At 69.0% G+C, this 21799-nt stretch carries 25 protein-coding genes; 21 read left to right on the forward strand and 4 right to left on the reverse strand.

Going from position 1 to position 21799, the window contains the following annotated elements; translation table 11 throughout:
- The first annotated feature begins 6 nt into the window (after window positions 1–6).
- The 7 genes from ACZ6DT_RS18345 to ACZ6DT_RS18375 all read left to right on the forward strand — a co-directional run bounded on the left by ACZ6DT_RS18345 (window position 7) and on the right by ACZ6DT_RS18375 (window position 7175).
- Window positions 7–243, forward strand: coding sequence for a glutaredoxin family protein (locus ACZ6DT_RS18345; RefSeq protein ID WP_465596109.1), 237 nt, complete (start codon window positions 7–9; stop codon window positions 241–243).
- 58 nt (window positions 244–301) lie between these two features.
- Complete coding sequence (locus ACZ6DT_RS18350; RefSeq protein ID WP_465596112.1) at window positions 302–1837, forward strand: molybdopterin-dependent oxidoreductase; 1536 nt, start codon at window positions 302–304, stop codon at window positions 1835–1837.
- A gap of 177 nt (window positions 1838–2014) precedes the next feature.
- Window positions 2015–2842 carry a redox-sensing transcriptional repressor Rex gene (locus ACZ6DT_RS18355; RefSeq protein ID WP_465596115.1) on the forward strand — a complete coding sequence of 276 codons (828 nt, stop codon included), beginning with the start codon at window positions 2015–2017 and terminating at the stop codon, window positions 2840–2842.
- Window position 2843: 1 nt separating this feature from the next.
- Window positions 2844–4154, forward strand: a complete 1311-nt coding sequence (locus ACZ6DT_RS18360) for a glutamyl-tRNA reductase (RefSeq protein ID WP_465596118.1) — start codon at window positions 2844–2846, stop codon at window positions 4152–4154.
- The gene (hemC, locus tag ACZ6DT_RS18365; protein WP_465596121.1) at window positions 4151–5098 is read left to right on the forward strand and encodes a hydroxymethylbilane synthase; all 948 of its coding nucleotides are present in this window, start codon (window positions 4151–4153) and stop codon (window positions 5096–5098) included. Before ACZ6DT_RS18360 ends, hemC begins: the two co-directional genes overlap by 4 nt.
- A 60-nt stretch (window positions 5099–5158) precedes the next feature.
- Complete coding sequence (locus ACZ6DT_RS18370; RefSeq protein WP_276366159.1) at window positions 5159–6691, forward strand: bifunctional uroporphyrinogen-III C-methyltransferase/uroporphyrinogen-III synthase; 1533 nt, start codon at window positions 5159–5161, stop codon at window positions 6689–6691.
- 136 nt (window positions 6692–6827) lie between these two features.
- Window positions 6828–7175 carry a hypothetical protein gene (locus ACZ6DT_RS18375; protein WP_465596125.1) on the forward strand — a complete coding sequence of 116 codons (348 nt, stop codon included), beginning with the start codon at window positions 6828–6830 and terminating at the stop codon, window positions 7173–7175.
- Window positions 7176–7264: 89 nt separating this feature from the next.
- On the opposite strand, the gene ACZ6DT_RS18380 is transcribed toward ACZ6DT_RS18375, so the two are convergent.
- A complete protein-coding gene (locus ACZ6DT_RS18380; protein ID WP_465596128.1) occupies window positions 7265–8551 on the reverse strand; it encodes an Nramp family divalent metal transporter in 1287 nt (428 codons plus the stop codon).
- A gap of 139 nt (window positions 8552–8690) precedes the next feature.
- Here ACZ6DT_RS18380 and hemB point away from each other — a divergent pair, with 139 nt between their 5' ends.
- From hemB to ACZ6DT_RS18400, 4 genes are all read left to right on the forward strand, one after another.
- A complete protein-coding gene (hemB, locus tag ACZ6DT_RS18385; RefSeq protein ID WP_465596130.1) occupies window positions 8691–9662 on the forward strand; it encodes a porphobilinogen synthase in 972 nt (323 codons plus the stop codon).
- Between the two features lie 82 nt (window positions 9663–9744).
- Window positions 9745–10290 carry a hypothetical protein gene (locus ACZ6DT_RS18390; protein WP_465596133.1) on the forward strand — a complete coding sequence of 182 codons (546 nt, stop codon included), beginning with the start codon at window positions 9745–9747 and terminating at the stop codon, window positions 10288–10290.
- A complete protein-coding gene (locus ACZ6DT_RS18395) occupies window positions 10287–10739 on the forward strand; it encodes a hypothetical protein (RefSeq protein ID WP_465596135.1) in 453 nt (150 codons plus the stop codon). Before ACZ6DT_RS18390 ends, ACZ6DT_RS18395 begins: the two co-directional genes overlap by 4 nt.
- Window positions 10717–11100: a hypothetical protein gene (locus ACZ6DT_RS18400; protein WP_465596138.1), complete on the forward strand. Its 384-nt coding sequence runs from the start codon at window positions 10717–10719 to the stop codon at window positions 11098–11100. Before ACZ6DT_RS18395 ends, ACZ6DT_RS18400 begins: the two co-directional genes overlap by 23 nt.
- Here the strand turns inward: ACZ6DT_RS18400 and ACZ6DT_RS18405 are convergent.
- Entirely contained in the window at window positions 11093–11584 is a 492-nt protein-coding gene (locus ACZ6DT_RS18405) for a TspO/MBR family protein (protein ID WP_465596142.1), read from the reverse strand. The genes ACZ6DT_RS18400 and ACZ6DT_RS18405 overlap by 8 nt on opposite strands.
- Before the next feature lie 122 nt (window positions 11585–11706).
- Between ACZ6DT_RS18405 and hemL the strand changes: the two genes are divergently transcribed.
- The 7 genes from hemL to ACZ6DT_RS18440 all read left to right on the forward strand — a co-directional run bounded on the left by hemL (window position 11707) and on the right by ACZ6DT_RS18440 (window position 19159).
- Entirely contained in the window at window positions 11707–13011 is a 1305-nt protein-coding gene (hemL, locus tag ACZ6DT_RS18410) for a glutamate-1-semialdehyde 2,1-aminomutase (protein ID WP_465596145.1), read from the forward strand.
- Entirely contained in the window at window positions 13008–13640 is a 633-nt protein-coding gene (locus tag ACZ6DT_RS18415; protein ID WP_465596149.1) for a histidine phosphatase family protein, read from the forward strand. Before hemL ends, ACZ6DT_RS18415 begins: the two co-directional genes overlap by 4 nt.
- A complete protein-coding gene (locus ACZ6DT_RS18420; protein WP_465596152.1) occupies window positions 13637–14218 on the forward strand; it encodes a TlpA family protein disulfide reductase in 582 nt (193 codons plus the stop codon). Before ACZ6DT_RS18415 ends, ACZ6DT_RS18420 begins: the two co-directional genes overlap by 4 nt.
- A 172-nt stretch (window positions 14219–14390) precedes the next feature.
- On the forward strand, window positions 14391–15164 hold the full coding sequence (locus ACZ6DT_RS18425) for a cytochrome c biogenesis CcdA family protein (RefSeq protein ID WP_465596155.1): 774 nt from the start codon (window positions 14391–14393) through the stop codon (window positions 15162–15164).
- A gap of 74 nt (window positions 15165–15238) precedes the next feature.
- Window positions 15239–16738, forward strand: a complete 1500-nt coding sequence (gene resB, locus ACZ6DT_RS18430; protein ID WP_465596575.1) for a cytochrome c biogenesis protein ResB — start codon at window positions 15239–15241, stop codon at window positions 16736–16738.
- Between the two features lie 5 nt (window positions 16739–16743).
- The gene (gene ccsB / locus ACZ6DT_RS18435) at window positions 16744–17724 is read left to right on the forward strand and encodes a c-type cytochrome biogenesis protein CcsB (RefSeq protein ID WP_465596158.1); all 981 of its coding nucleotides are present in this window, start codon (window positions 16744–16746) and stop codon (window positions 17722–17724) included.
- A 79-nt stretch (window positions 17725–17803) separates the two neighbouring features.
- Window positions 17804–19159: a MinD/ParA family ATP-binding protein gene (locus ACZ6DT_RS18440; RefSeq protein WP_465596161.1), complete on the forward strand. Its 1356-nt coding sequence runs from the start codon at window positions 17804–17806 to the stop codon at window positions 19157–19159.
- Here ACZ6DT_RS18440 and ACZ6DT_RS18445 read toward each other — a convergent pair.
- Both ACZ6DT_RS18445 and ACZ6DT_RS18450 read right to left on the reverse strand, forming a co-directional pair.
- Window positions 19156–19344, reverse strand: coding sequence for a hypothetical protein (locus tag ACZ6DT_RS18445; RefSeq protein WP_125788692.1), 189 nt, complete (start codon window positions 19342–19344; stop codon window positions 19156–19158). The two genes, ACZ6DT_RS18440 and ACZ6DT_RS18445, sit on opposite strands and share 4 nt — an antisense overlap.
- Before the next feature lie 149 nt (window positions 19345–19493).
- Entirely contained in the window at window positions 19494–19706 is a 213-nt protein-coding gene (locus ACZ6DT_RS18450; RefSeq protein WP_005151795.1) for a BldC family transcriptional regulator, read from the reverse strand.
- 248 nt (window positions 19707–19954) lie between these two features.
- Between ACZ6DT_RS18450 and ACZ6DT_RS18455 the strand changes: the two genes are divergently transcribed.
- From ACZ6DT_RS18455 to cds1, 3 genes are read left to right on the forward strand one after another with little or no spacing between them, the layout of a single operon-like run.
- Window positions 19955–20428, forward strand: a complete 474-nt coding sequence (locus tag ACZ6DT_RS18455; protein ID WP_465596164.1) for an Lrp/AsnC family transcriptional regulator — start codon at window positions 19955–19957, stop codon at window positions 20426–20428.
- An 11-nt stretch (window positions 20429–20439) separates the two neighbouring features.
- Window positions 20440–20718, forward strand: coding sequence for a DUF4229 domain-containing protein (locus ACZ6DT_RS18460; protein ID WP_396557087.1), 279 nt, complete (start codon window positions 20440–20442; stop codon window positions 20716–20718).
- Window positions 20715–21797 (forward strand): L-cysteine desulfhydrase Cds1, encoded by a 1083-nt coding sequence (gene cds1, locus ACZ6DT_RS18465; RefSeq protein WP_465596168.1) that lies wholly within the window; start codon window positions 20715–20717, stop codon window positions 21795–21797. Before ACZ6DT_RS18460 ends, cds1 begins: the two co-directional genes overlap by 4 nt.
- Window positions 21798–21799 lie beyond the last annotated feature (2 nt).

The raw sequence follows: 21799 nt of genomic DNA on the forward strand, positions 1-21799 counted from the left end.
GTGGCCATGGCGCACCACGTGACCGTCATGACCCGCGCGGGTTGCCACCTGTGCGAGGTCGCGGAACAGGACATCGAGCGGATCTGCGGCGAACTGGGCGTCGCCTGGTCGGCACAGGACGTCGACGGCGACCCCGAATGGCGGGCCGAATACGGCGACCGCGTGCCGGTGATCCTGATCGACGACGCCGAACACGGCTACTGGCGGGTCGAAGAGGACAGGCTCCGGAAGGCACTGGCGTAACACACTCGTAAGGGGCGATCGGCCGACCTCCGGCCCTGTCGCTGACGAAGATGGAGTCGTGGACGACGAACGCAGGCTCAGCTTCCCGCAAGCCGCACTGACCGGGCTCCTGTCACTGGCGGCCGCCCTCGGCGTCGGACACCTCGTGGCGGGCTTCGTCGGGTACACGGCTTCGCCGTTCGTCGCGGTGGCGAACTTCGTGATCGATCACAGTCCGCACGCCGTCGTGGCCTGGGCCGAGCAGACGCTGGAGACCTGGGACAAGCTCGTCCTCAAGATCGGCCTGGCCGTGGTGCTGGCGCTGTTCGCGGTCCTCGCCGGACGGCTCTCGCGCCGCAAGCCGCTGCCGGGGCAGGTGATCGTCGGCGTGCTCGGTGCGGCTGGCGTCGCCGCCGTTTTCGTGCGCACCGATCTCGGCCAGATCGCGCTGCTGGCGCCCGTGGCCGCCGTGGTCGCCGGGCTCACCGTGTTCACCTGGCTGCACCGGTTCTTCCTGCCGAACGTGCTGTTCGACGTCCGTGAGGGCGAGGGGCCGGACCGGCGGAAGGTGCTGATCACCGGCGCTTCCGTCGCGGCCGGTGCCGGTGTCGCCGCGCTGACCGGTCAGCTCGTCGGGACCAGGAAGAACGCGGAGGAGTCACGAGCCGCCGTCGGCAGGCTCGTCGCGGCGAGGACGGCGCCGCCGATCCCGCCGGACGCGGACTTCGCGAAGCTCGGCACCCCGCCGTATCTCACTCCTTCGAAGGATTTCTATCGGATCGACACGGCGCTGGTCGTCCCGCAGGTCCGCACCGAGGACTGGAGCCTGCAGATCCGCGGGATGGTCGATCGGGAAGTCACCTATCGGTATGAAGACCTCCGCTCACGGCCGCTGATCGAACGCGACGTCACCCTGTGCTGCGTCTCCAACGAGGTCGGCGGCCCGTACATCTCCAACGCGCGCTGGATCGGCATCGACCTGCGAGACCTGCTGAACGAGGCGGGCGTCAAACCCGGTGCCGAGCAGATGTTCGCGACCAGCGTCGACGGCTGGACCTGCGGGACCCCGGTCGAAGCCGCCCTCGATCCGCGACGCGGCGCGATGCTCGCCCTCGGCATGGACGGCGAACCGCTCCCGATCGAGCACGGCTTTCCCGCGCGGATCGTGATCCCCGGCCTGTACGGCTACGTGTCCGCCACGAAATGGGTGACCGAGCTGGAGATCACCACCTGGGAGGAGCGCCAGGCGTACTGGCTCGACCGAGGTTGGGGCAAGGAAGGACCGGTGAAGACGCAGTCGCGGATCGACGCGCCCGGCTCGGCGGTGAACGCGGGGAAGGTCGTGGTGTCCGGGATCGCGTGGGCGCAGCACACCGGCGTCGCGAAGGTCGAGGTCCGGGTCGATCAGGGGCCTTGGCAGGAGGCCGTCCTGTCGACCGAGACGTCGAAGGACACCTGGCGGATGTGGTGGACCGAGGTGCAGGTCGGCCCTGGTCAGCACGAGATCGCCGTCCGGGCGACGGACCAGTCGGGCTACCCGCAGACGCCGGAGCGCGCCGGAACCGTCCCGGACGGTGCCACCGGCTGGCACACGGTGTCGGTCAACGCGCGCTAGAGAGACTGACCACAGCGTTCACCTGTGACTTTGTGCCTGCGTTCACAAATGGCTACCGTAGATACGTCGCCTCCGAAAGCGCCCGGCATCGAACCGGACTCAGCGCGGCGGGTCAAGAACCGATTTCCAGGTTCAGGCGAATCATGTCGTCAGCAGGGACCAGAGGAGCGGACAAGCGTGGTGTCGCAACGAGGCCGGCGCACCCGGGTGACACCGGACGCCGACAACGCGCCCACCGCGGAGATGCCCGCCGTCGAGGCCACCGCCGAGCCGGAAGCCGTCCGCGCGAAGTCGATCCCCGAGGCCGCCGTCGCCCGCCTCGCCGTCTACCTCCGTGTCCTCTCCGGGCTGGCCGAGCAGGGCGCGACGACGATCTCCAGCGAGGAACTCTCACAGGCCGCGGGCGTCAACTCCGCGAAACTGCGCAAAGACCTGTCCTACCTCGGCTCGTACGGCACCCGCGGCGTCGGCTACGACGTCCAGGTGCTGGTCAGCCAGATCGAGCGGATCCTCGGCCTGACCCGCAAGCACAAGGTCGCCGTGGTCGGCATCGGTAACCTCGGGCACGCGCTGGCCAACTACGGCGGGTTCCCCGGCCGCGGTTTCCCGGTCGAGGCGCTGTTCGACCTCGACCCGGATCTGGTCGGCGTGCCCGTCGGTGGCCTCCCGGTCTCACATCTCGACGAGATCCCCAAAGTCTGCGCCGAACGGCAGATCTCCATCGGCGTCATCGCCACTCCGCCCACCGCCGCGCAGTCGGTCTGCGACCGCCTTGTCGCCGGTGGCGTGCAGTGCATCCTGAATTTCGCCCCGGTGGTGCTGCAGGTTCCGGCACATATCGAGGTGCGCAAGGTCGATCTCGCGGTCGAACTGCAGATCCTGTCGTTCCACGTCGCTCGCCGCGCGGATCTGGCCGCTCATGGCAACGGCGGAGGAGACGCCGGCCCCGCGGCGGCCGAGAATGGCAGCATGAACGGTCCCGAGCTCGGAATGGTGGTGCGCTGAAATGAGCGTGTTGGCGGTCGGGCTCTCGCACCGCAGTGCCGAGCTGAGCACCCTGGAGCGCGTCGCGGTCCCCGCGACCGACGTGACCAAGGTGCTCCACGAACTGCAGCAGGCCGAGCACGTCAGCGAGGCGATCCTCGTCTCGACCTGCAATCGCATCGAGGTCTACGCGGTCGTCGAGACCTTCCATGGCGGCCTGAACGACGTCTCCGACGTGCTCGCCCGCCAAGCCGGGATGCAGCCCGCGGACCTCTACGACTCGCTGTACGTGCACTACGCGGGCGCCGCGATCGAGCACCTGTTCTCGGTCACCTCCGGCCTGGACTCGATGGTCGTCGGCGAGACGCAGATCCTCGGCCAGATCCGGTCCTCCTACGCCACCGCGCGCGAGGCGGGCACCGTCGGCCGCACACTGCACGAACTGATCCAGACCACGTTGCGCGTCGGCAAACGTGTGCACACCGAGACCGGGTTGGACCAGCTCGGCGCGTCGGTCGTCTCCGAGGCGCTGGCTGCGGCCGGGGACATCGCGGGCAAGCACGCGCTGATCGTCGGCGCCGGTTCGATGGGTGCGCTGACCGCTTCCCAGCTGCGTAAATCCGGGATCGGCGAGATCACCATCGCCAACCGCACCGAAGCACGGGCCGCCCGTCTCGCCGCCGCGAGTGTCGAGCAGGGAGTGCCCGCGAAGGCCGTTCAGATGAGCGGGATCGCGGACGCGGTCGCCGAGGCGGACGTCGTCGTCTGCAGCACCGGCGCGCAGGCCGCGGTGTTCACCACCGCGCACGTGCCCGCCCGCGCCGGGCGCCCGCTGGTCGTCTGCGACCTCGGGCTCCCGCGTGACGTCGAGCACGAGGTCGCCGAGCTGGCCGACGTCACCGTGGTCGACCTCGAGACCATCCAGCGCCGCATGCGCGACAAGGGCACCCCGACCACCGACCGGCAGACCGCGAAGGCCACCGGCATCGTGCTCGACGAGGTGCGCGAGTACCTCGCCGGTCAGCGCAGCGCCGAGGTCACCCCGACCGTGACGGCGCTCCGGCGCCGGGCGGCCGAGGTGGTCGACGCCGAACTGCTGCGGCTGGACAACCGCCTGCCGGACCTCGAAGCCGGGGTCCGCGAGGAGGTCGGCCGCACGGTCCGCCGAGTGGTCGACAAGCTGCTCCACGCGCCGACGGTGCGGGTCAAGCAGCTGGCCGCCGAGACGGCCGACACCGACTACGCCAACGCGTTGCGCGAGCTGTTCTGCCTCGACCCGCAGGCGCCCGCCGCGGTGGCGAGTCCCACCGCTACGAAAGACAGTGATCAGTGAGCAGAGTCATCCGCATCGGGACGCGCGGCAGCAAACTCGCCCTCGCGCAGACCGGCACCATCGCCGACGCCCTGCGCGCCACCGGCGCCGAGGTCGAGCTCGTCACCGTGACGACGCCTGGCGACCGATCGTCCGCGCCGATTCCGACGATCGGGGTCGGCGTCTTCACTTCCGCGCTGCGCGAAGCGTTGCTGCGCGAGGAAGTGGACGTCATCGTGCACTCGTACAAGGACCTGCCGACGAAGCCGGAGCCGGGCATCACGCTCGCCGCCGTCCCGCGCCGCGAGGACCCGCGTGACGCGCTGATCGCCCGTGACGGGCTGACGTTGGGCGAGCTGCCGCCGGGTTCGACCGTCGGTACCGGCTCGCCGCGGCGCACCGCGCAACTGCGCGCGCTGGGTCTCGGTTTGGAAATCGTGCCGATCCGAGGCAATATCGACACCCGCATGCGCAAGGTGAGCGACGGAGAGCTCGACGCCGTCGTCCTGGCGCGTGCCGGACTGGTCAGGATCGGCCGGGCGGAGGAGATCACCGAAACCCTCGACCCGATCCAGATGCTGCCCGCGCCCGCGCAGGGTGCGCTGGCGGTGGAGTGCCGGACCGGTGACGTGGACATCGAGCACCTGCTCGGGTCATGCGTGGACGACGAAGGCACCCGCGCCGTGGCGACCGCCGAGCGGGCGTTGCTCGCGGCGCTGGAAGCCGGGTGCAGCGCACCGGTCGGAGCGCTGGCGGAGATCGTCGAAGACCTGGACGCCGAAGGGCGGGTCGTCGAGCGGATCTCGCTGCGGGGCACCGCCGCCGTCGAAGAGGACGGGAAAGCGGTCGACATGGTGCGCGCTTCCGCGCTCGCCGACTTCCGCGATGCCGAACAACTCGGCCGGACACTGGCCGCCGAACTGCTCGACCTGGGGGCCGGCGCACTGTCCGGCCCCGCCCAGTGAGTCAGAACGTCGAAGGTAGGGCCGCGCTCGACCGCGGCCGCTCAAGAGGAGAACGCACAGATGACCCCCGCGCGTAAGACCACCGGGCGAGTCGCCTTCGTGGGCTCGGGCCCCGGTGACGCCGGTCTGCTGACCGTCCGCGCTCAGGAGCTGCTCGCCAAGGCCGAGGTCGTGGTGACCGACCCGGACGTCCCTTCGGGCGTCCTGGCCTTCACCGCCGAGGGCGCCGAAGTGCGCCCCGCCGTCGGCGAGGCCACCGAGGTCGCCAAGGACCTGGTGAACGAGGCCAAGGCCGGACGGCTGGTGCTCCGGCTGATCGCCGGTGACCCGCTGACCCAGCCCGCCGTCGTCGCCGAGGTGCAGGCCGTTTCCCGGACCAGCGCCGTCTTCGACATCATCCCGGGCGTCTCGCCCGGCGCGGCCGTCCCGGCGTACGCCGGCGTCGCGCTCGGCGGGACGCACACCGAGGTCGACGTCCGCGGCGACGTCGACTGGGCCGCACTGGCCGCCACCCCTGGCCCGATCGTGCTGCACGCGACGTCGGCGCACCTGGCCGAGGCCGCGTCCGCGCTGACGGAGCACGGCCTGGCGCCGACCACCCCGGTCGCCGTTACGTCGAACGGGACCATAAATACCCAGCGCACCCTGGACACCACGCTGGCCACCGTCGCGAACGAAGCGGGCGAGCTCGTCGGCCCGCTCATCGTGACCATCGGCCAGGCCGTCGGCCAGCGCTCGAAGCTGTCGTGGTGGGAGTCGCGCGCACTGTACGGCTGGAAGGTCCTGGTGCCGCGCACCAAGGAGCAGGCCGGCGAGATGGCGGAGCGGCTTCGCGGCCACGGCGCCACCTCGCACGAGGTCCCGACCATCTCGGTCGAGCCGCCGCGCAGCCCCGCGCAGATGGAACGTTCGGTCAAGGGTCTCGTCGACGGCCGCTACCAGTGGATCGTCTTCACCTCGACCAACGCCGTCCGCGCGGTGTGGGAGAAGTTCGAGGAGTTCGGGCTCGACGCCCGCGCCTTCTCCGGCGTGAAGATCGCCTGCGTCGGCGAATCGACCGCCGCGAAGGTCCGCTCCTTCGGCATCATCCCCGAGCTGATCCCGGAAGGTGAGCAGTCCTCGGAGGGCCTCCTCGCCGAGTTCCCGCCGTACGACGACGTCCTCGACCCCGTCGACCGCGTGCTGCTGCCGCGGGCGGACATCGCCACCGAAACCCTTTCGGCCGGCCTGCGTGAACGCGGCTGGGAGATCGACGACGTGACCGCGTACCGCACGGTGCGTGCCGCGCCGCCGCCCGCCGAGACCCGCGAGATGATCAAGACCGGCGGGTTCGACGCCGTCTGCTTCACCTCGTCCTCGACCGTGCGGAACCTCGTCGGCATCGCCGGCAAGCCGCACACCCGCACGCTGGTCGCGTGCATCGGCCCGAAGACCGCGGAGACCGCCGTGGAGTTCGGGCTGCGGGTCGACGTCCAGCCCGAGAAGGCCGACGTCCCGCACCTGGTCGACGCGCTCGCCGAGCACGCCGCGCGGCTCCGCGCCGAAGGTGCGCTCCCGCCGCCTCGCAAGGCGAAGCGGGCCCGCCGCTCCTGATTCGCTTGATTCGTTGAAAGCCCCCTTCCCACGTTTCGTGTGGGAAGGGGGTTTTTTCGATCCTCAGTGAAACTTCGCCGTATGCGTAGCGGCCGGGCATAGCCTCGGTGATTCCGACAAGCACTGGGGAGTGATCATGAAATCTCTTGGCTTCACCGTCGCCGCCCTGGGTGTACTGGCCCTCGGTTTCCCGGGTACCGCGGCCGCCGCCACACCCTTCGAAGTGTGCAGTCCGCTCGGGTGCGCGGCGCAAAGCGTCCGGGGCACCGTCGATGGAGGGCAGATGGTGGTCACGGTGTCCGACAGTTCTCCGGTCTCGGCGCTCACCGCGCGGTTCGCCGTGTCCCCGCAGGGCGTGCTGACCCAGATCATCGTCGATGACGGGGTGCGGCGGGCGATGGTCAGGTTGCCGGTCGGGGCGAACCAGTTGACCGTGACGGCCTGCGGAGGCGGAGGCTGCAACAGCAAGTCCATTCCGCTGTAGGTGGTGTCCGGCGGACGGCACGCGTGTCGTCTCTCCCATCACGTGTGTCGTCCATCCGGACACGCGAAACCGCCACACTCACGAGCGGTTCAGCTGAAGAACTTCACGACCTCCGTGTACGCCAGGTACGCGAACATCGCCAGGCAGACACCCAGCAACCCGTTCGAGAGCCACCGTGAGCGTCCCTCCCGCGGCACCCGGGACGTGTTCAGCAGCACCAGCAAGGTCGCCGCCAGGAACGGCATGAACAACGCGCCCAGCACCCCGTAGATCACGGTGAGCTGGAAGGGCTGGTCCAAAAACAGCAACGCCATCGGCGGGAAGGTCAGCCACAACACGTATCCGCGATACGCGACACTGCGTTCTCCCGCCTTTTTCTCATACGCCTCAACGCTTTCCGTCGTGTTCGCGGGCAGCCGCAGAATGCGCCACCAGTCCGCGAAGAGCAGGCTCACGCCGTGCCAGACGCCGATCACGGACGTGAACGAGACCGCGAAGAAGCCGATGAGGAACGGGATCCGCGCCCACTGCCCGTAATCCGCGGCGAGGGTGTCACCGAGGAACAGCAGTCCCTTGTCGCCCGAGATGATCTTCTGGCCCATCAGCAGTTCCGCGCCGACGATCAGCATCGCGATCACGAAGATCCCGGTCATGACGTAACCGACGGCGTTGTCGGTACGCATCATCGGCAGCCACTTCGCCGAACGCCAGCCCTTCGCGAGCGTCCAGTAGCCGTAGGCGGCCATGGTGATCGTGCCACCGACGCCACCGATCAGGCCGAGGAGGTAGACGAGCGAGCCGTCGGGCAGGGTCGGGACGGCGCCCTTGAACAGTTCGGCGAAGTTCGGCGCGACGAGGATCGCGGTCCCGACCACCGTCACGAACATGATCCCGACCAGGACGGTCATCAGCTTCTCGATGATCGCGTAGCGTCCGAACCACACCAGCGCGAAGCCGAGCAGGCCGCAGATCATCCCCCAGTACCGCACCGAAAGCGCGGGGAAGAGCGCGTTCAACGGCAGGCCCGACGCGGACATCGCGGTCGCGCCGTAGACGAACCCCCAGATCACCGCGTAGATCCCGAAGTAGATCAGCGCCCAGATCCCCAGCGTCCGCCAGCCTGCCAATATCGTCCGGCCCGACGTCAGATGCCAGCGGCCGACGGCTTCGGCCAGCGCGAGTTTGAAGATCGTGCCGACGAGCACCGCCCACAGCAGCGTGTACCCGAAGCGCGATCCGGCCACCATCGTCGCGACGAGGTCGCCCGCGCCGACCCCGGTCGCCGCGGCCATGATCCCTGGCCCGACCTGGCGCAGCCGTGTGCGCCAGCCGACGGGCGGTTCTTCCAGTTGGTCGGTCACCGTTGAGCTCGACATGAGGGGAAAGGTAACCCACGTCACAGCTCGGAGGAATCGGACAAAGCCGACTCTTTACCGTCCCTTAGGGAAGGCTCGCCCGTGCGGCCCAACGAGGCTGCGGACCGCGTCTCGAGCGAGCGGGAGTACCGTCGTAAGGGTGTTTCCCGAACATCGTCCCCGCAGGCTCCGCACCACTCCGGCCATGCGCAGGCTGGTCGGTGAGACGACGCTGCGGCCGCGCCAGCTGATCCTCCCGATGTTCGTGGCCGAGGGCATCGACACACCCCGCCCGATCGCGAGCATGCCCGGGGTCGTCCAGCACACCCGCGACACGCTGCGCAAAGCCGCCGTCGACGCGGTCAACGCCGGTGTCGGCGGCCTGATGCTGTTCGGCATCCCGAAGACCCGGGACGCCGAGGGCTCCGGCGCGATCGACCCGAACGGCATCCTCAACGTCGCCTTGCGCGATCTGAAGGCCGAACTCGGCGATTCGACGGTCCTGATGGCGGACACGTGCCTCGACGAATTCACCGATCACGGCCACTGCGGCGTACTCGACGCCGACGGTGGTGTCGACAACGACGCGACCCTGCGCGTGTACGCGGAAATGGGTCTGGCGCAGGCGGAAGCGGGCGCGCATCTGCTCGGGCCCAGCGGCATGATGGACGGCCAGGTCGGCGTCATCCGCGCCGCGCTCGACCGCGCCGGGCGCACGGACGCCGGCATTCTCGCCTATTCGGCGAAGTTCGCCAGCGCGTTCTACGGCCCCTTCCGCGAGGCCGTCGACTCGCAGCTGAAGGGCGACCGGAAGACCTACCAGCAGGATCCGGGCAACGTGCGTGAAGCGTTGCGCGAGATCGAGCTGGACATCGCCGAGGGCGCCGACATGATCATGGTCAAACCCGCGCTGTCCTATTTGGACGTCATCAGGGCCGCCGCCGAGGCGTCGCCGGTTCCCGTGGCGGCGTACAACATCTCGGGTGAGTACGCGATGGTCGAGGCCGCCGCGGCGAACGGCTGGCTGGAGCGCGAGCGCACGATCCTCGAGGTGCTGACCTCGATCCGCCGCGCGGGCGCGGACATGATCCTCACCTACTGGGCCGCCGAAGCGGCGGGTTGGCTGGACTAGGCTGCGTCTCTCGAAGCGCGCGCGCGTGTCCTCACCCAACCTGCCCACTTCAGTTTGGGAGACACGCCCTAGGCTGCCTCGCGTGAGCGACAGCGAAGCCGGCGAAACGGACGACGAGCGCCGCAAGCGGGGACGGGCACCCGACCCGATCCTGCCTGGTCAAGAGGCGCCGAAGCACGTCGTGCCGAAGCCTGTCGCCCTCTCGTTCTGGTTGTGGATCGCGACCGGTCTCGCCCTGATCGCCGGACCCGCCTATCTGCTGATCGGCAGGCAGACGGTGATCGACACGTACCTGAAGCAGAACGCCGAACAGCGTGACCCGGCGCTGAGGGTCGACCCGGCGCGGATCATCGACGGCGTCGACGGGCTGATCCTGAACCTGTTCGTCGGCGCGATCACGTTCGCCGTGCTGTTCGCCATCTTCGCCTACAAGGCCCGCGAAGGAACGCGTTCGGCCAGGGCCGTGCTGACCGGCCTCGCGGTCTTCCTCGCCCTCGTCGGACTCTTCGTCCTCGGTGGCGCGCTTTTCGTCGTCATCGCCACGCTCATCGCGGTGATCGCGCTGATCTTGATGTACCTGCCCAGCGTGGCCGACTACTTCCCGAAGGTCGGGCGCAAGCTGCCATGACGCCGGAACCCGCCCTCTACGCCGAACCAGGCGTCGGCTGGACGGCGTTGCTGTGGGCGCCGCTGTTCTCCCTCGCCGGGCTGCTCGCGGAGCTGGCGACCGGCGGGCCTGTCCACTGGCTGGCCTGGCTCCTGGTCGCGGCGGGGCTGGTGGCGATCACCGTGCCGTGGGTGTACGCGCGCCGCCGGTACCTCTCGCTCGAAGTCACCGCGGACGGCTACCGCCAGGGCAGGGAAACCCTCGAGGCGGCCCAGATCGCCGAAGTTCTCGAAGACGACGCCCCGGTGGGAGCGCGGGTCCTCGGTGGCGGCTGGACGATCCCCAAGAAGCACGGCGAAGTCGGCTTGAAGCTCGAAGACGGCGTTTTCGTCCGCGCCTGGGCCAAGGATCCGGACGCCCTCCGCGACGCTCTCCAGGATTTGGTGCGTGCTCGCACCACAGAGTCATGAGAAGCTGCTCACTGTGATCGACCTTCCCCAGCCGACCGGGGCCGACCTGTGGCCACCGGAGGACGCCCGGCGAGAAGCCCGGCTGCACAAACCCCTGCGCGCCGTGGTGGGAGCCGTCGAACTGATCCTGGCCGCGCTCGCGGTGTGGGGTGCTTTCGCTTGCTGGAAGGCCGGTGTCGTCCCGGTCGCCATCACCTACGGCGAAACGACGCTGGATTCGCAGCGGTATTTCGGCGGTCCGCTCGCCGGCGCCATCGGGCTGGGCGTGCTGGCCGCGATCCTGGTGGTGGACGCGATCCGCCAGTTCCTGCTCGCCGTCCGGGTCAAGGGACGCAAGCCCAAGGAACCGAAGCTCAGTTGAGCCAGACGACGGCGGCGTTGACCGCGGTCGAGAACAGCAACCACAGCAGATACGGCACGAGCAGCCAGGCCGCGAGTTTCGACCGGCGACCGAACTCCATCATCGTGACCGGCACCACGAAGTCCAGCACGACGACGTCGGCCAGCGCCAGGACGTGCGCGCCGCCGGCGAAGAACAGCGGCGTCCACAGCAGGGTCAGCAGCAGGCAGACGCCGTAGAAGGCGAAGCCGCGCGTTTCGCCGTCGGTGCGCCAGTAGTACCAGCCCGCGACGGCGACCAGGAGGAGCAGGACCGACCACATCGGGCCGTAGAGCCAGCCAGGCGGCGCCCACGACGGGCGGGCCAGCGCGTTGTGCGTTTCGGAGCGGGTGGCGACCGCCAGTCCGGCCACGATCCCCACGATCGCCGACAGGGCGAGGAATCCGGCCAAGGCCTGCCAGCGCAGGCGACGGTGGTGGGTCGGTGGTGACGGCACCGTGGACACGTGGATTCCTCCGCGAGGGTTTCGACGGGAGTTCTCCCACCCTAGTGGGCCTGCTCACGCCGCGCCCGGAACGGCGAGGACTCAGCGGCGGGTGTCCTCGGCGGATTTGCGAGACTGGGGAGGTGACTACCGGAGTCGATCAGTCCAAGGCATGGTTCGAACGAGCGAAGGCCGTGGTCCCGGGTGGGGTGAACTCCCCGGTGCGGGCCTTCAACTCCGTCGGCGGCACCCCGCGGTTCATGGTGCGCGGCGAGGGCCCGTACCTCTGGGACGCCGACGACAACCGCTACGTCGATCTGGTCTCTTCATGGGGGCCGATGATCCTCGGGCACGCGCATCCGGACGTCGTCTCCGCCGCGCGCGAAGCGGCCGTCAACGGACTGTCGTTCGGCACGCCGACGCGTGGCGAGGTCGAACTGGCCGAGGAGATCATCGGCCGGGTCGAGCCGGTGGAGCAGGTCCGCCTGGTCAACTCCGGCACCGAGGCGACGATGAGCGCGATCCGACTGGCCAGGGGGTTCACCGGCCGGGCGAAGATCATCAAGTTCGCGGGCTGCTATCACGGTCACGTCGACGCGTTGCTCGCCGAAGCGGGCTCCGGCGTCGCGACCCTCGGCCTCCCGACGTCGCCCGGTGTCACCGGCGCGCAGGCGGCCGACACGATCGTCCTGGCCTACAACGACCTCGACGCGGTCCGGAAGTCCTTTGTGGACAATCCGGACTCGATCGCCGCGATCATCACCGAAGCCGCCGCGGGCAACATGGGCGCCGTCGCGCCGATCGACGGCTTCAACGCCGGCCTCAAGGAGATCGCGCACGAGCACGGCGCGCTGTTGATCATGGACGAGGTGATGACCGGGTTCCGCGTCTCGAAGGCGGGCTGGTTCGGCCTCGAAGGCGTCGCCGGTGACCTGTACACCTTCGGCAAGGTGATGTCCGGCGGGCTGCCGGCCGCGGCCTTCGGCGGCCGCGCCGACGTGATGGCGAAGCTGGCTCCGGGCGGGCCGGTGTACCAGGCGGGGACGCTGTCGGGGAACCCCGTCGCCGTCGCCGCCGGGCTCGCGACGCTGCGCGCGGCCGACGACGCCGTGTACGCGGCCCTCGACGCCAACGCGAAGCGGCTCGGCGACCTGTTCGACCGATCGCTGACCGAGGCGGACGTCACGCACACCGTGCAGTACGCGGGCAACCTGGTCAGCGTGTTCTTCAGCGCGAACCCGGTGACGAACTACCCGGGCGCGCAGGCCTCGGAGACCTGGCGGTTCCCGGCGTTCTTCCACGGGCTGCTGGACAACGGCGTGTACGCGCCGCCGAGCGCGTACGAGGCGTGGTTCGTCAACGCGGCCATGGGCGACGCCGAGTTCGAGATCATCGAAGCCGCGTTGCGCGTCGCCGCCCGCGCCGCCGCCGAGGCGGTCCAGGCGTGAGCGAGACGACGATCGTGCACCTGCTCCGCCACGGTGAGGTGCACAACCCGGACAAGATCCTGTACGGCCGCCTGTCCGGCTTCAAGCTCTCCGACCGTGGCCAGCGCCAGGCGCTGACGGTCGCTGAAGCCGTCGCGAAGCACGACATCACGTACGTCGTCGCTTCGCCGCTTCAACGCGCGCAGGAGACCGCGGCGCCGATCGCCGCCGCGCACCGGCTCGACGTCGACACCGACGAACGGCTCATCGAGGCGGACAACCAGTTCGAGGGTGAGCGGGTCGCCGTCGGCGATGGTGCCCTTCGCCAGCCGAAGCACTGGCCGAAGCTGGTCAATCCGTTCCGGCCGTCTTGGGGCGAGCCGTACGTCGAGATCGCGCACCGCATGCTCGGCGCGATCCACCGCGCGCGGCGGGCGGCCGAGGGGCACGAGGCGCTGTGCGTCTCGCACCAGCTGCCGATCTGGACCGTGCGGCGCTTCCTGGAGGCGAAGCGGCTCTGGCACGACCCGCGCAACCGGCAGTGCTCGCTCGCGTCGCTGACCAGCCTGGTCTTCGAAGGCGAGGAACTCGTGCGGATCGTCTACAGCGAGCCCGCCGGCACGACCGACCCGAAGGTGACCGGCGCATGAAGCGACTCGTGGCGGCCGTCGTCGGGCTGGCGCTCGTCGTCACGGGCTGCACCACCGGCAAGGACGCCGTCGTCACCGGCGGCTCCTTCAACTTCGTCTCGCCGGGCGGGAAGGTCGACATCACCTACGACGTCGCGGACCGCCAGCCGTCGCCGACGTTGTCCGGCGACGATCTGATGAACGAGGGCGAACAGCTTTCGATCGCGGACTTCCCCGGTAAGGTCATCGTGCTGAACCTCTGGGGTCAATGGTGCGGTCCGTGCCGGGTCGAGGCGCCGGAGATGCAGAAGGTCTACGACCAGACCAAGGCGTCCGGCGTCCAGGTGGTCGGCATCGACCTGCGGGACAACGACCGTGTCCCGGCGCAGGACTTCATGCGGGACCGGAAGCTGACGTACCCGTCGATCTACGACCCGTCGGGGCGGACGTTGCTGCAGCTTTCGGGTTATCCGCGCAACATCATCCCGTCGACGATCGTGCTGGACAAACAGCACCGCGTCGCGGCCGTGTTCCTGCGGGACCTGCTCGCGTCGGACCTGCTGCCCGTCGTCGAACGCCTGGTCGCCGAACCCGCCTGACCCCTCCCGCGTTTCGTCCTCTGAATGCGGTAGTTGCGTGGGCAACTACCGCATTCAGAGGACGAAACGCAGTGAAGCGGGACGGGACCAAGGTCCTGACCGGGTGCGACGTAGGTCCCGTTGAGGGCGCCCCGGCGTTTTCACCTCGACCACACTGCCTACGCTCCTTTGCGTGAACGGTGTTACCGAGCTGGCGCTTTCCGGGCCGCTGCTGCTCGCCGCGGCTGTCGCGCTGCTGGCCGGGACGATCTCCTTCGCGTCACCCTGCGTCGTGCCGCTGGTGCCCGGGTATCTCGCGTACCTGGCGGCGCTGGTCGGCGCGGACGCTCCCGCGGTCAGCGCGGACGAGGAGCGCAAGAAGGGCCGGTACGCCGTCGTCGGCGCGGCGGCGTTGTTCGTGCTCGGGTTCACCGTCGTCTTCGTGGTGACACTGGGGACGCTGGTGTGGATCGCCGACGCCGTCCAGCTCAACATGGACCTCCTCCAGCGCCTCGGCGGCGTGCTGACCATCGCGATGGCGATGGTCTTCCTCGGCTGGATCCCGGGGCTTCAGCGCGAGTTCCGTTCGCATCACGTGCCGCGCGGCGGTCTGTGGGGCGCGCCGGTGCTCGGCGCGGTGTTCGGGCTCGGCTGGACGCCGTGCATCGGCCCGACGCTGTCCGCGGTCACCACCCTGGCCAGTGCCACCGGGGGCGCCGCCGTCCGCGGGTACGCGCTGATCCTCGTGTACTGCCTCGGCCTCGGCGTCCCGTTCCTGCTCATCGCGGTCGGCGCCCGCTGGGCCGTCCGCGCGACGGACTGGCTGCGCCGCCACGGCCGTCAGGTGCAGATCTTCGGCGGCGTCCTGCTGATGATCGTCGGCATCCTGCTGGTGACCGGGCTGTGGGGCGACATGATCGGCTGGATCCGGAACACCCTCGTGAACGACCTCAGGCTGCCCTTGTGACCACCCGATACCGTCCGACGCCGCTCAAGCGCGTCCTCGCCTTCCTGCGCAACACCTGGCGCGGGTTGACGTCGATGCGCACCGCGCTGGTGCTGCTGTTCCTGCTCGCGCTCGCCGCGATGCCCGGCGCGCTGCTGCCGCAGCGGAACCTCAACGTCGCCAAGACCGACGAGTACATCGCCGCGCACGGCTGGTGGGGTGAACTGCTCGACCGCACGCAGTTCTTCGAGGTCTACGGCAGCGTCTGGTTCTCCGCGATCTACATCCTGCTGATGATCTCGCTCATCGGGTGTCTCGCGCCGCGCAGCTTCGAGTACGCGAAGGCGATGCGCGCGAAGCCGGTCCTCACGCCGCGCAGGCTCTCGCGGATGCCGCATCACGTGTCCACCACGACCGACCGGACTCCTGAGACGGTCATGAAGGACACGCACGCGCTGCTCAAAGGCTGGCGCCGTGTCGAGCACGAAGACGCCGACGGAACCCGAAGCATCTCCGCCGAACGCGGGTACCTCCGCGAGACCGGCAACCTCGTCTTCCACTTCGGCATGCTGGGCCTGATCATCTTCTTCGCGCTGGGCAAGCTGTTCGGTTACGAAGGCCAGGTCATCGTCCAGGCCGACAGCAGCCCGTGGTGCAACTCCGGCATCCTCGGCTTCGACACCTTCAACGCCGGGCTGCGTGTCGACGGCACCGACCTCAACGCCTTCTGCATCCGGCTGAAGGACTTCGAGGCGCGCTACACCGAGAGCGGGCAGGCGAATTACTACCACTCGAACATGGAGTACCAGTCCGGCGAAGACCTGAAGACCGGCGCGTGGAAGCCGTACGGGCTCGAGGTCAACTCGCCGCTGCGCACCGCGGGCGACCGCGTCTACCTGCTGAACTTCGGTTACTCCCCGAAGTTCACGGTGACCTTCCCCGACGGCACCGTGCGCACCAACATCACTCCGTGGCGGCCCGCCGACGAGCCCACGAAGCTCTCCGAAGGCGCGACGAAGATCGACCAGCCGGGTATCGCGGATCCGATCGAACGCCGCACCCGGCAACTCGCGATCACCGGTCTGCTCGCGCCGACCGCGTTCCTGCACGGCAATGTGCTGACGTCGTCGCGGCCCGAGGCGAACAAGCCCGCCGTGGCCGTGGACATCTACCGCGGCGACCTCGGCCTCGACGCGGGCCGGGGCCAGTCGATCTTCCAGATCGACCAGTCGCTCGTCGCGGACGGCAGGCTCAAGAAGCTCACCCGGCAGAACCTGGACCAAGGCCAGGAGACCGTGCTGGACGACGGAACGAAGGTCCGCTTCGACGGCGTCCAGGAATGGGTGGCGATCCAGGTCTCCCACGATCCCGTGCAGGGCTGGGTGCTGGTCTGCGCGGTCGTGATGCTGCTCGGGCTGGCGGGATCGTTGCTGGTCAAACGGCGCCGGGTGTGGGTGCGGGTGAGCCCGGCGCGTGAAGGTGAGACGGGTACCGTGATCGAGGTCGCCGGGCTGGCGCGCACCGACCAGGCGGGCTACGGCGAAGAGTTCCAGCGGATCAGCGCCAAGCTGGTCCAGGAGCAGAGAGGCAACTAGAGGTCATGCCGATCAACGAGACGCTGTCCCAGTACAGCGACTACTCCTATACCACCGCGACGGCGATCTACGTCATCGCGTTGATGTTCGCCCTCATCGAGCAGGGTTTCGGCGCGAAGGGCCGCCTCGCGGCGGAGCGCAGCATCCAGCGTTCCCGTGACCTGGTCGGCGCGGGTGGTCCGCCGTCGACGCCGCCGGCTTACGGGACGCCCATCGAGCCCTCGCGCGAGATCGGCCGCCCCGAGCGCATCGGCCGCATGGGCGCCGCGCTGCTGGTGCTGGCCGCGCTGCTCCACCTGGCCGCGATCGTGCTGCGCGGGCTCGCCGTGCACCGCGCGCCGTGGGGCAACCTCTACGAATACGGCATGGCCACGACCTTCGTCGCCGTCGTGACCTGGCTCGTCATCATGCGGAAGTTCCCGGTCCGCCACCTCACCGGCTTCCTGCTGCTGCCGGTCGTGATCCTGATGTTCGTCAACGGCACCATGTTGTACACGACGGCCGCGCCGGTGCAGCCCGCGCTCCAGTCCTACTGGGTGATCATCCACGTTTCCGCGGCGATCATCGGTTCGGGTGTCTTCCTGGTGCCGGGTGTCGCGAGCGTCCTTTACCTCTTCCGCGCCGCCCACGACGACAACCCGGCGAAATTCGCCAAGTTCGGCCCGAAGCTGCCCGCCGCGGACGTCCTCGACCGCATCGCCTATCGCACCACCATCTTCGCCTTCCCGATCTTCACCTTCGGCGTGCTCTGCGGCGCGGTGTGGGCCGAGGCGGCGTGGGGCCGGTTCTGGGGCTGGGACCCGAAGGAGACCGTCGCTTTCGTGGCGTGGGTCGTCTACGCGGCGTACCTCCACTCCCGTGCCACGGCGGGCTGGCGCGGGCAGCGAGCCGCGATCATCAACATCGTCGGGTTCTCCGCGACGATCTTCAACATGTTCTTCGTGAACCTGGTCACGTCGGGTCTGCACTCCTACGCCGGGGGCTGACCGTCACCACTGCACGCGAGCCGACTACCGTCAATACTGAGGTAATGGGGGAAGACGTGCGCGGAGGAGGAATTCAGCGGTGACCGGACCCAGCGAAGAATCGGCTCCTGGCCACCCCGAACCCACCGAGAGCGTCCAGCCCTCGGAGTTGTTCTCCGAGGACAGGACGGATTCGGCGCCGCATCCGAACGCGGGTGGTTTCGAGGCCGAGCCGACCCAGGTCGTCCAGCCGCACTATCCGCCGCAGGGGCAGTACCCGCAGCAGCCTGCTCAACAGCAGCAGCCGCAGCCGCCTCAACAGCAGCCGCCGCTGCCGCAGCCTTCGCAGGGGCAGTACCCGCAGCCCTATGACCAGAACCTGCCTCCGCTGCACCCTCAGCAGGCGCAGCCGCAGCAGGCCGCCCAGTACCCGCCTCAGCAGCAGTACGTGCCGCCGCAGCAGCCCATCCAGCAGCCCGCGGTGCCGGGGCTCCCGCAGCCGCAGGGCAGGCACGCGCTCCCGGACGAACTCGCCACCGCGAGCCTGGTGAAGCCGCAGAAGCGCAAGCCGCAGTCGGGCTGGCGCAAGGCGCTCTACGTGGGCACCGGCAAACTCGTCAACCCGGGGGAGAGCCCCAGGGACACGCGCAAGCGTGAACTGATCGCGCAGATCAACCAGCCGCTGCGCGGGTGCTACAAGATCGCGATGCTGAGCCTCAAGGGCGGCGTCGGCAAGACCACCACGACCACCACGCTGGGCTCGACGTTCGCTTCGCTGCGCGGTGACCGGGTCGTCGCCGTCGACGCGAACCCGGACCGCGGGACGCTGTCGCAGAAAATCCCGATCGAGACCACCGCGACCGTCCGGCACCTCCTGCGGGACGCGGACAAGATCACCAGGTACAGCGACGTCCGTTCGTACACCTCGCAGGGCGGGAGCCGGCTGGAGATCCTCGCCAGCGAGCAGGACCCGGCGGTATCGGAAGCCTTCTCCGAGGAGGACTACCGGCGCACGGTGAACCTGCTGGAGCACTTCTACAACATCGTGCTCACCGACTGCGGGACCGGTTTGATGCACTCGGCGATGAAGGGCGTCCTGGACGTCGCGGACGCGCTGGTGGTGGTCTCCTCCGGCTCCGTCGACGGGGCGCGCAGTGCGTCGGCCACGCTCGACTGGCTGGAGGCGCACGGCTACGGCGACCTGGTCAAACGGTCCGTCGCGGTGATCAACTCGGTGCGGCCGAAGGGCGGCTCCGTCGACCTGGACAAGCTCTCCGCGCACTTCGGCGCACGGGTCCGCTCGGTCTGCCGCATCCCGTTCGATCCGCACCTGGAAGAAGGCGCCGAGATCGAGCTGGACCGGCTCGACGAGGACACGCGACTGGCGTTGCTGGAACTGGCGGCCACCGTCGCCGACGGCTTCGGCGGCCAGCAGTACCAGCCGATTCAGCCCTAGTCTTTGCCTTTGTCCTCGTCTTTACCTTTGCGCTGCTGCTCACCGAGCTTGCGCAGGAAGTCGGGGTCGTCGTCCGGGGCCAGCGTCGGCCGCGACGAGGGCACCCCGACGCGCTCGATCCCGAACGCGCGCCACAACACCACGGCGACGGTGAGCGCTCCGATGGCCGCGAGCAGATAGATCATGCTCGGCCCCTTTCCGCGTGGAGGACGTTGCTCAGTCCCACGAGGCTAGCCCCTTTGCCGCGCGCGGGGGGACTCATGGATACCCCAATGTGACGAAGGGCGATTTCCTGCCCTTCGTCACCGGAGTCCTTTTTAAGGGAAGTACCAGGTCAGACCTTGCGAGCGGGCTCGCTGGCGTCGGTGGTCAGCTCGGCGAGGAGCTCGTTCACCTCGGCCTCGCGGAACCGGCGGTGTCCACCGGGAGTGCGGATCGAGCCGATCCGGCCCGCGGTCGCCCAGCGGGTCACGGTCTTCGGGTCGACCCGGAACAGGGCCGCCACTTCACCGGGGGTGAGCAACCTACCGCCCATGGTCGCGGTCATTTCCGCCTCCTTCACGGTTCCAGTGCTAAACCGGAGGCGGGCCCAATGCCCGTCGTGCCGGGTAGCCAACGCGGCAATCGTTGCATCTCACCCGTCAGGTACTCGAACGGTTGTCCAACAGTAAAGAGCCCTTAAAGGTCAAAACCGACAAGCGAGACATGCGCACGCGGCTACCGTGGTCTTGTCACCGAGGTACGAAAAACGCGCCCTGGTCATGCGAATGGACGTATGCCGCCTAAGGTGTAGCGGTGGATCAGGTGGATCGGAAGATCATCGCGGCATTACGGGAAAACGGGCGGGCTACCTACGCCGACCTCGGCCGGTCTGTCGGGCTCTCGGCTTCATCGGTGCACGAGCGGGTCGGTAAACTCGAGGCCGCCGGCGTGATCACCGGCTACCACGCCATGGTCGACCCCAGCACGGTCGGCCTCGGGGTGACGGCGCTGGTCGGCATCCACCCCACCGACACCGCGACCGAAGACGACGTCGCGGAGGCCCTCGGAGCCCTGGACGAGGTCGAAAGCTGCTACGCCGTCGCGGGTGACGAGGCTTTTGTCGTCAAGGTGCGGGTCTCGACCGTGGACGATCTGGAGCGGACGCTCGGCAGGTTGCGGCGGATCCCCGGCGTCGGCCGTACGAACACCACCGTCGTGCTCTCCACCCGCTTCGAAGGGCGGCCCAACAACGCGGGCCTGGAGGACGGCCGCAACGGCAACGCGTAGCCTGCGTTGATGTGAGCGATAATCAGCTTCCCCGTGACCTGACGCTGTACGTACTGGCCAGGTTTCTCCTGGTCGGAGTCATCGCAGGCGGGTTACTGCTGGTCAACGTCCCGTTGCTGGTCGCGCTGCTGATCGGCCTGGTCGTGGGGCTGCCGCTGGGTCTGCTGCTGTTCCGCCCGCTGAACGCGCGGGTGACCGCCGGACTCGCCCGCCGCAACGAAAAGCGCGCTCGCGCCCGTGCCGAACTGCGCTCCCAGCTGCGCGGCGACCGAGCGGACGGCACCGCGTGAGCCGTCTGCACAGCCGCAGCTGGGTCCGCGAAGCCGTCCGCATCATCGAGGCCGACGCGAACCGCAGCGCCGACACGCATCTGCACGTCTTCCCGCTGCCCGTCGAATGGGGCATCGACCTGTACTTGAAGGACGAGTCCGTCCACCCGACCGGCTCGCTCAAGCACCGGCTCGCGCGTTCGCTGTTCCTGTACGGCCTGGTGAACGGCCAGATCGGGCAGGACACCGTGCTCGTCGAGGCGTCCAGCGGCTCGACGGCGGTCTCGGAGGCGTACTTCGCGCGGATGCTCGGCCTGCGGTTCGTCACCGTGGTGCCACGCAGCACCTCGCCGGAGAAGATCGCGCTCATCGAGTTCTACGGCGGCGAATGCCACTACGTCGACCGCGCGCCGGACATGTACCCGGAGGCCGAGCGGCTCGCTTCGGAGTGCAACGGCCACTACCTCGACCAGTTCACCTACGCCGAGCGCGCGACGGACTGGCGCGGGAACAACAACATCGCCGAATCGGTGTACGCGCAGATGCAGTCCGAGCGGCACCCTGTGCCGACCTGGATCGTGGTCGGCGCCGGAACCGGCGGCACGAGCGCGACCTTCGGCCGCTACGTGCGCTACAAGCGGCACACCACGAAGATCGCCGTCGTCGACCCGGAGAACTCGTCGTTCTTCGGCGCCTGGCAGACCGGGGCGCTCGACTACAGCACCGGCATGCCTTCACGGATCGAGGGAATCGGGCGGCCGCGCGTCGAGCCGTCGTTCGTGCCCGGCGTGATCGACGAGATGCTGCAGGTACCGGACGCCGCCTCGCTGGCCGCGATCCGCGTGCTGCGCGAACGGACCGGGCATTGGGCGGGCGGCTCGACCGGCACGAACCTCTTCGGCGCGTTCACGCTGATCTCGCGGATGGTCTCGGAAGGCCAGGCGGGCAGCGTCGTCACGCTGCTGTGCGACGGTGGCGAGCGGTACGCCAACACCTACTACGACGATGAGTGGCTGGCGCAGAAGAACATCGACATCGTGCCTTACCTGGACAGGTACCGGGAGTTCCTGGTGAGCGGGAAGCTCGCCCCGGAGGCCTGAGG

This window comes from Amycolatopsis sp. NPDC041971, from assembly GCF_055588925.1.